The organism is Pseudomonas wayambapalatensis, from assembly GCF_049942315.1.
In the GTDB taxonomy this organism is placed as follows: Bacteria; Pseudomonadota; Gammaproteobacteria; order Pseudomonadales; family Pseudomonadaceae; genus Aquipseudomonas; species Aquipseudomonas wayambapalatensis.
In genome coordinates this window covers 1-7545 of sequence record NZ_JBNFMU010000073.1, presented here as the reverse complement: position 1 = coordinate 7545, position 7545 = coordinate 1, and the positions used below count along the sequence as shown (strand labels likewise).

Below are 7545 nucleotides of genomic sequence, written 5' to 3'. Positions count from 1 at the left end.
CGCTCCCACAGGGATTGGGCTGGCCTTTAGATTTTGAGCAAGACAGTTGCTCCTACAAAGGCAGGGTCAGCTGTTCAGTCCACCCATCAGCACGTACTTGATCTCCAGGTAATCCTCCAGGCCGTACTTGGAGCCTTCACGGCCCATGCCCGACTCCTTGATGCCACCAAAGGGCGCCACCTCGGTGGAGATGATCCCTTCGTTGACCCCGACGATCCCGGCCTCCAGGCCCTCGGCCATGCGCCAGACGCGGCCGATGTCGCGGCTGTAGAAGTACGCCGACAGGCCATAGGGCGTGTCGTTGGCCAGGCGCAGGACCTGGGCCTCGTCCTGGAAGCGCAGGCATGCCGCCACGGGGCCGAAGGTCTCCTCGCTGGCGATCAGCATGTCCGCCGTGGCTTCGGCCAGCACTGTCGGCTCGTAGAAAGTGCCGCCCAACGCATGCCGACGGCCACCACAGAGCAGGCGCGCGCCGTGCTCGAGCGCGTCGCCCACGTGCTGCTCCACCTTGGCCAGCGCCGCAGCGTTGATCAGCGGGCCTTGCTCGGTCTCGCCCTGCAGCGCATCACCGACGCGCAAGGCTTGCACGGCTTCGGCAAGCTTGCGGGTGAAGGCTTCGTACACACCGTCCTGGATATAGAAGCGGTTGACACACACGCAGGTCTGCCCGGTATTGCGGAACTTCGAGGCCATGGCCCCGCGCACGGCGGCGTCGAGGTCGGCGTCGTCGAAGACAATGAACGGGGCATTGCCGCCCAGCTCCAGCGAGACCTTTTTCAAGGTGTCGGCGGCCTGGCGCATCAGCAGCTTGCCAGTGCGGGTGGAGCCGGTGAACGACAGCTTGCGCACCACGGTCGAGGCCTGCAGCGCGCCGCCGATGGCCGGGGCGTCGCCGGAAACGATGTTGAACACACCTGCCGGTACGCCGGCCTGCTCGGCCAGCAGCGCCAGGGCGAAGGCTGACAGTGGCGTCTCTTCGGAGGGCTTGAGGATCAGCGTGCAGCCGGCCGCCAGGGCTGGGCCGACCTTGCGGGTGACCATCGCCAGGGGGAAGTTCCATGGCGTGATCGCCGCTACCACGCCGATCGGCTCCTTGGTCACCAGCACCCGCGCGTCGGCCTTGGGCGTGGGAATGATATCGCCGTACACACGCCGGCCTTCCTCGGCGAACCATTCGAGAAAGCTCGCTGCATAGGCCACTTCGCCCTTGGCTTCGGCCAGCGGCTTGCCTTGCTCACGGCTGAGCAGGGCGGCGAGAGCGTCGCGTTGCTCGAGCATCAGTTCGGACCAGCGGCGCAGGATCTGCGCACGTTCCTTGGCCAGCTTGCCGCGCCAGGCGGGCAGGGCACGTTCGGCGGCGGCGATGGCCGCCTGGGTTTCCTCGGCGCCGCCGCGCGGCACCTGAGCCAGGGTTTCGCCCGTGGCCGGGTTGATCACGGGATAGGTGGCGCCGCCACTGAGCCATTGCCCATCGATGTAGTGTCCGGTCTTGAGCAGCGTCCTCATGCCACTGCCTCCTGGATCGCGAAGTCGCCGCGTGGCGGGCGGCCGACACGCAGGATGCGCTTGCCGGCGGTGTAGTCGTTGATCAGGTCGCAGGGCGTGTAGTTGCGCTGCAGTTCGTACAGATCCTCTTCGTCCAGACGCATGTCCAGTGCTGCCAGGGCGCTGTCGAACTGCGCCGTGGAGTCCGCGCCGACCAGCATGCTGTCCACGCCAGGGTGCTGCAGGACCCAGGCCTGGGCTACCTGAGCGTTGGACACGCCGTGACGCTGGGCCACGCGCTGCACCGAGCGGGCGATGGCGAACGAGGCTTCGTCGCTGTACATCTGCTGGGTGAAGAAATCGGTCTGGTTGCGCGTCGACTGCACGTCGCCGGTCAGCAGGCCGCGGGCCAGCGGGCTGAACACGGAGACGCCCAGGCCCTGGTCGCGGCAGAACGGAATCATCTCGCGTTCTTCTTCACGGTAGGCGCAGTTGAGCTGCAACTGCATGTTGATCGGTTTGGCCCAGCCATGGCGCTCGCAGGCCAGGAGGATTTTCGCCAGTTGCCCGGTGAGCATGGTCGAGACCCCGATGTAGCGGGCCTTGCCGGCGCGGACGATGTCGTTGAGCGCCTCCATGGTTTCTTCGACGGGGGTGTTCACATCGAAGAAATGCAGCATGTAGACGTCGAAGTAATCCATGCCGGCGCGCTGCAGCGAGGCGTCGATGCCGTCGAGGATGTGCTTGCGCGAATGGCCGCTGGCGTTGATGCCGTTGCGGGTGCCGTAGCCGACCTTGGTGGTCACCACCACGTCGTCACGACGTACCAGGCGCTTGAGGATGCGCCCGACCACTTCCTCGCCGACACCAGCGGAATAGAAATCGGCCAGGTCGATGAAGTTCACCCCCTTGTCCAGCGCGTGGCGCACGATCGGCTCGCTGGCCGCTTCGTCGAAGATCCACGGCTTCCACTGCGGAGTGCCCATGTTCATGGTGCCGAGGCACAGCTTGGAGACTTGCAGGCCGGAGTGGCCCAGACGGATGTATTGCATGGTCGGACCTCAGGCTTTCGGGGTGTAGAAGGGGTTGGCGATCTGGTTGACCACATCGGCCAGCTGCGCGCGGGCCGGCAGGCCCTGGAGGGCGGCGCGGATCGCGGTGCGGCAGGCGTTGTAGTTGTTCAGGTAGACGGCATCGAGGTCGTCGCAGGCCGGGTTGACCCAGTTGGCGGTGATGATGGCCCATTCGTCCTCGGCTTCGGCCGGCAGGGTGCCGTCGAGCAGGGCTTCGGTGACCGCCTTGGCGATACCGGCCTGGGACGCGCCCCAGGTGGCGTTGGCGTGCAGGTCGCCGCCGATCACCGCCTTGTTGACGTACAGGGTCATGGGTTTGACCGGGATGTTCGGCTGGGCGATGACCATGAACGGGCAGTGGCCCTGGCTGGGAGAGGCCAGGCTGTTGGCGAAGGCCTGGCCGGCCGGGCCGTTGCGTGGCCCCATCATGATGTTGATGTGCGCGGCGTTGACGCCGGGGCCTTCGAAACCTTCGCCGATGTACAGGGCAAGTTGCTTCATGAAAAAACCTCGATCACTCACAGGAGAACGAAGCCTCGGCGGCGCCTGCCGCGCGAGGCGCGAAATCAGGTGCTCGTTACGCAACAAGGGCGAAGGGGTATCTGCAATGCAGGCATGGTGCGACGCTCTTTGTTGTTGTTGGGCGAGCCGTGCTGGCGGGGCCAGTCGTGAGGATTTGTATCAGGCGGGGAGCGCGGGGCAGTAGGGAGAAGAAATCAAGGGGGTATGAGGGCAAGTCATAGCGCCGGTTTTACTGGCATGAGGGCAACGGCAAGTGATCGATGCCGAGGTGAGTTCAGCTGGCGCTGAGGCTGACGCGGTTGCGGCCGCTGTGCTTGGCCGCATACAGGGCGCGGTCGGCCTTGCTCAAGGCGTCTGCTGGGTCGTCCTCGCCGCCAGGCCAGCAGGCGACACCGAGCGAGATGGTCACGGCACCGACCGGCTCGAGGGGTGTGTCCTGCACCACCCGGCGCAGGCGTTCGGCAACGCTTTGCGCGACTTCCAGGCTGGCACCGGGCAGCAGCATGAGAAACTCCTCGCCACCGGTGCGGCACAGCACATCGCCTTCGCGGCAACAGGTGCGCATCAGCTCGGCCAGCGAGCGCAGCACCTGGTCGCCAACATCGTGACCGTATTGATCGTTGATGCGCTTGAAGTGATCGATATCCAGGACGATGACACAGAAGGTGCGATTATCGGCCTGCAGCAGCGACAGGCTCAGGTCCAGGCGGCGACGGTTGCCAAGGCCGGTGAGCGGGTCGGTCTGCGCATCGCGGTTCAGGCGCCCGATGCGCTCCTGCAACAGGTTCAACCCGAACAGCAGGGCGCGCTTGAGCTCGGCAGCCTCGAAATACCAGGCTCGCACGGCATGGATGCGTTCGTGGGTGTCGGCCTTGTCCAGGCCGCGGGCGCCGGCAGCCAGTTGCCAGAGTGGCCGGGTGATGGTCAGCGCGAGCGACCACAGGGCAAGGCCGCCGAGCAAGGCGAGGGGGACGGAAATGCCGACCACGTTGAGGATCAGCCGTTGCGACGGTTGCACGGTCTTGGTCAGCGGCTGCTGGGCGACGATGGTCCAGCCGCTGACTGGCACCGTGGCGAAACCTGCGACCATCTCGACCCCCAGGCTGTTGGTGAACTGCCGGGTGCCGCTGTCTTTGTTGTGCAGTTGATCGATCATGGGGTTGTCCTTAACCACCGTGCCTACCCGTTCGGCGTCCGGGTGATAGAGCAGGCGGCGGTTGTGATCGACCACGTAGAGATAGGAGCCATCCTGGTAGAAGTGTTCGCCCAGCAGGCTGTTGAGGATGTTGTGTTGGCGCAGGTAGAGGCTGCCGCCGACATACCCGAGGTAGCGGCCGTCCTCGGCGAAGATCGGCTGCGAGGCGACCACCACGAGGTTGTTGGCCTTGGAAATGAACGGCGTCGAGATCAGCGCCCGGCGTTCGCGCAGCGCTTCCAATGCCCCCGGCGTCTCCATGCGCTGTCCGAGCATGGTGCGCAGGGGCGCGGGCGAGACCGCTCGCAGGATACCTTCACTGTCGACGAAGAAGGTGGAGTTGAAGGCATTGCTCTGGGCCAGCAGGCGTTCACTTTCGCGTTGCAGGCGGGCCGTGTCGTCAAGCATCCCTTCGCTGTTCTCGGCACTGAACGCAAGCTGCTTGAGCGCGCCTTCCAGGAACAGTTCGGTGATCGATGCCAGCTTGGCCGCATATACCCAGTTCGATTCCAGCGAGTGATCGATCAGCAGTTGGCGCTGCACCCGGTAGCTGGCGAAATAGCTGGTCAGCAGCATTACCACGGCGGTGAGTGTCGACAACAGGAGGATGAGCGTGCGCAGGTCCAGGCGCAGGCCTTTCTTGGCGTGTGGCAATCTGGAGCTCACTGGCAGGTCGGTTGCAATAACCTTACTCGGAATGTGCGCAGTCAGCTACGGGGCGAAACGATTGGTACAGTTGCCGGCGTCAGCTGCCTGGTTGGCTCAGCGCCGACAGATCGTCTTCTACCTGCTGCATGCGCTCTTCAGCCAATGCCTGCACGTGCTTGTCCTGCGCTGTGGCACGCATCAAACCGGTAAGTTTCTCGCTCAGGCGCTTGCCTTCCTCGCTCTCGCCCAGTTGCCGGGCTTTCTGCGGGTCCTGGGTGGCCGCCACGATGGTGTCGAACTCGGCATCGCTGAAGTTCTTCTCGCTGTAGAGCTTGAACAGGTCCTTGCGTTGGTCCTCGACGGTCAGGTGCTTGTGCAGCACCTCCTTGATCTTGTCCTGCGGCACCTGCGGGTGAGTCATCGCCAGCAGTTGGGCCATGCGCTCGATGTTGTGGTCGTAGGCTTCCTGCAGCGGCAGGTTGGCCAGGATCCGCTCCTCGCGGGTGGGTTTCTGATCGCAGGCGGCGAGGGTGGCGAGCAACAGCAAGGGCAGCAGAAGTTTCGGCAGGCGAGGCATGGAGGGTGGCTCTGGAGGTTCGAGGGAATGAGTTTACTGCAAGGCCTGCAGGCACGGCAGTGTAGGAAATGGCCTAGGCAAGCGTCCTGCGGTGTCACGTTGAGGCTCAACACAGCGTTTTTGACGCGGGGCCTGCTGCACTCGGTTAATACGGGGCGGACCTACCAAGGAGACCTCCATGCATATCGACCATCTGATTGGCGACATCGTCCCAAGACTGCCCTTCGCCTCGTCCGAAGACGCCCAGGCATTTTTGTCGAACTTGGCGGCCGAGGATCAGATTGCCCTGATCTCGGCGCTGTACTTCGGCCGCTCGCATCTTCACAGCGATACTGTCAACGAAGACTACCTGCCGTACCTGCTTTCCGGTGACATGAATCGGTTCTGGGAGCAGGGCAATATTTCACCGAGCGACTTTGCCACCATCCTCTATGAAAAGGGCAGTAACCTGGTCAGCTACTACGACGCGTTCATCCGCGCAACTGACGGATCGGGCTACGACCGTTCGAACTACTGAGCCCTGGGTTGCCCGGGATCAGCTCTTCATCGGATTGCGCAAGCGCACCCAGACGATCGCGGGCAACGCCATCAACAACCATTTGAGGTACTGGTTCACGCCAAAGTGTTCGCAGAGCGTGCCGATGGCCGTGCAGAGCACGACCACCACCACGAACTGAATCATCCTGTTCATCTCGGGGTTTCCGTCGTTGGGAAGGGCGATGGTAAACGATTCGGGCGCTTTCGCTCACAGATACTTGAGCCAACGAATGTCTCGGCGGCGGGCCTTGAATCCGGCGAACTGTCGCACCGGCCAGTACAGGGCCGCCGCCAGCAATGTGGCGACCAACCACAGTGCACCGACGCTATCGAAACCGAAATACTCGCCCTGGTTGTGCCCGAACAGGCCGACGCTGGCCAGGTAGAAGACTTTCAGCGCGTACAGGTGCAGCAGGTAGAAGAACATCGGCGCGCTGCCGAACACGGTCAGCACGCCGATCCAGCGTGCCTGGTCGGCGCGTTCGAAGGCGCGCAGCAGCAACAGGCCGACACCCAGGGTCAGCAGCAGGAACAGCAGCGACGGTGGATACTTGGTGATGTTGAGCAGGCTCATCAGGGTCTGGGTCAGGTCAGGGTAGAGCTGCCACTGGGCCTCGCCATAGCCGTTGACCAGGCGCAGAGCCAGGAAACCAAGCAGCGCGCCGGTGCCGGCGAACAGCAACCGGCGTTGGCGCTGCGCGGTATCGCTACCTTGCGCGAACCATGGCCCCAAGGCGTAGCCCAGGGCGATCACACCGATCCAGGGCAGCAGCGGGTAGGAGGTTCGCAACCGCAGGTTCTGTGACACCTCCAGCCAACCGCGGTCATGCAGGATCGCCCAAGGGGCGTGCATCATTGTGCCGGGTGCGAAGTGCAGGCTGTCGAGCAGGTTGTGGCCAGCGATGATGGCCATACCCAGCGCCATCAACAGCGGGCGCGGCAGCCACACCAGCAGCGACAGCACGATCATGCTCAGGCCGATGGCCCAGATCACTTGCAGGTAGATCACGCTGGGCGGCAGTTGGAAGGTCCAGGCGAAGTTGACCAGGGTGAACTCCAGCACCACGAGAAACAGGCCGCGCTTGAGCAGGAACGCCGAGACATCGCCACGGCCCTGGTGTTTTTCGCCGTAGAGCCAGGCGCTCAGCCCGGTCAGCATGACGAATACCGGGGCGCACAGGTGGGCGAGGGTGCGGCTGGCGAACAGGGCGGGCTCGGTGGTGTCGATGGTCATCGGGTCGCTGACCTGACGATGCAGGAAGAAGGTTTCGCGCACGTGGTCGAGCAGCATGAACAGGATGACCATGCCGCGCAGGGCGTCGATGCTGTGCAGGCGGGGAGAGGGCGGGGTGGATGGCATGGGGCTTGAGGTGAAGTTGAGTTGAATTTGGAATGTTATCTTATATCTCTGCTGTTGTGTTGATTTGCCGGGCCCTATCGCGGGACCAGCCCGCTCCCACAGATTCTTCACTGATCCAGTGGGAGCGGGCTGGTCCCGCGATAGGGCC

The 7545-nt window shown here is 63.9% G+C and carries 8 protein-coding genes; 1 reads left to right on the top strand and 7 read right to left on the bottom strand.

Annotated features, from left to right (window positions below; translation table 11 throughout):
- Window positions 1-66: 66 nt before the first annotated feature.
- The 5 genes from ACPZMI_RS02635 to ACPZMI_RS02615 all read right to left on the bottom strand — a co-directional run bounded on the left by ACPZMI_RS02635 (window position 67) and on the right by ACPZMI_RS02615 (window position 5500).
- On the bottom strand, window positions 67-1506 hold the full coding sequence (locus ACPZMI_RS02635; RefSeq protein ID WP_288376807.1) for an NAD-dependent succinate-semialdehyde dehydrogenase: 1440 nt from the start codon (window positions 1504-1506) through the stop codon (window positions 67-69).
- Window positions 1503-2537: an aldo/keto reductase gene (locus tag ACPZMI_RS02630; protein WP_426351619.1), complete on the bottom strand. Its 1035-nt coding sequence runs from the start codon at window positions 2535-2537 to the stop codon at window positions 1503-1505. Before ACPZMI_RS02630 ends, ACPZMI_RS02635 begins: the two co-directional genes overlap by 4 nt.
- Before the next feature lie 9 nt (window positions 2538-2546).
- The gene (gene fae, locus ACPZMI_RS02625) at window positions 2547-3059 is read right to left on the bottom strand and encodes a formaldehyde-activating enzyme (protein WP_426351618.1); all 513 of its coding nucleotides are present in this window, start codon (window positions 3057-3059) and stop codon (window positions 2547-2549) included.
- Between the two features lie 295 nt (window positions 3060-3354).
- Window positions 3355-4929, bottom strand: a complete 1575-nt coding sequence (locus ACPZMI_RS02620; protein WP_426351620.1) for a sensor domain-containing diguanylate cyclase — start codon at window positions 4927-4929, stop codon at window positions 3355-3357.
- A 91-nt stretch (window positions 4930-5020) separates the two neighbouring features.
- Window positions 5021-5500, bottom strand: a complete 480-nt coding sequence (locus tag ACPZMI_RS02615) for a hypothetical protein (protein ID WP_426351617.1) — start codon at window positions 5498-5500, stop codon at window positions 5021-5023.
- 178 nt (window positions 5501-5678) lie between these two features.
- On the opposite strand from ACPZMI_RS02615, the gene ACPZMI_RS02610 reads away from it, so the two are divergent.
- The gene (locus ACPZMI_RS02610; RefSeq protein WP_186665182.1) at window positions 5679-6017 is read left to right on the top strand and encodes a hypothetical protein; all 339 of its coding nucleotides are present in this window, start codon (window positions 5679-5681) and stop codon (window positions 6015-6017) included.
- A gap of 18 nt (window positions 6018-6035) precedes the next feature.
- Here the strand turns inward: ACPZMI_RS02610 and ACPZMI_RS02605 are convergent, their stop codons facing one another.
- Entirely contained in the window at window positions 6036-6191 is a 156-nt protein-coding gene (locus ACPZMI_RS02605; RefSeq protein ID WP_186665180.1) for a hypothetical protein, read from the bottom strand.
- A 54-nt stretch (window positions 6192-6245) separates the two neighbouring features.
- Window positions 6246-7397, bottom strand: coding sequence for an acetyltransferase domain-containing protein (locus ACPZMI_RS02600; RefSeq protein WP_426351616.1), 1152 nt, complete (start codon window positions 7395-7397; stop codon window positions 6246-6248).
- Between the last annotated feature and the right edge of the window lie 148 nt (window positions 7398-7545).

What these genes read in the sequence shown, in the direction of transcription:
- ACPZMI_RS02610 (WP_186665182.1), top strand. Translation starts at nt 5,679, where the DNA reads ATGCATATCGACCATCTGATTGGCGACATCGTCCCAAGACTGCCCTTC.
- ACPZMI_RS02630 (WP_426351619.1), bottom strand. Translation starts at nt 2,537, where the DNA reads ATGCAATACATCCGTCTGGGCCACTCCGGCCTGCAAGTCTCCAAGCTG.
- ACPZMI_RS02615 (WP_426351617.1), bottom strand. Translation starts at nt 5,500, where the DNA reads ATGCCTCGCCTGCCGAAACTTCTGCTGCCCTTGCTGTTGCTCGCCACC.
- ACPZMI_RS02600 (WP_426351616.1), bottom strand. Translation starts at nt 7,397, where the DNA reads ATGCCATCCACCCCGCCCTCTCCCCGCCTGCACAGCATCGACGCCCTG.
- ACPZMI_RS02605 (WP_186665180.1), bottom strand. Translation starts at nt 6,191, where the DNA reads ATGAACAGGATGATTCAGTTCGTGGTGGTGGTCGTGCTCTGCACGGCC.
- ACPZMI_RS02635 (WP_288376807.1), bottom strand. Translation starts at nt 1,506, where the DNA reads ATGAGGACGCTGCTCAAGACCGGACACTACATCGATGGGCAATGGCTC.
- fae (WP_426351618.1), bottom strand. Translation starts at nt 3,059, where the DNA reads ATGAAGCAACTTGCCCTGTACATCGGCGAAGGTTTCGAAGGCCCCGGC.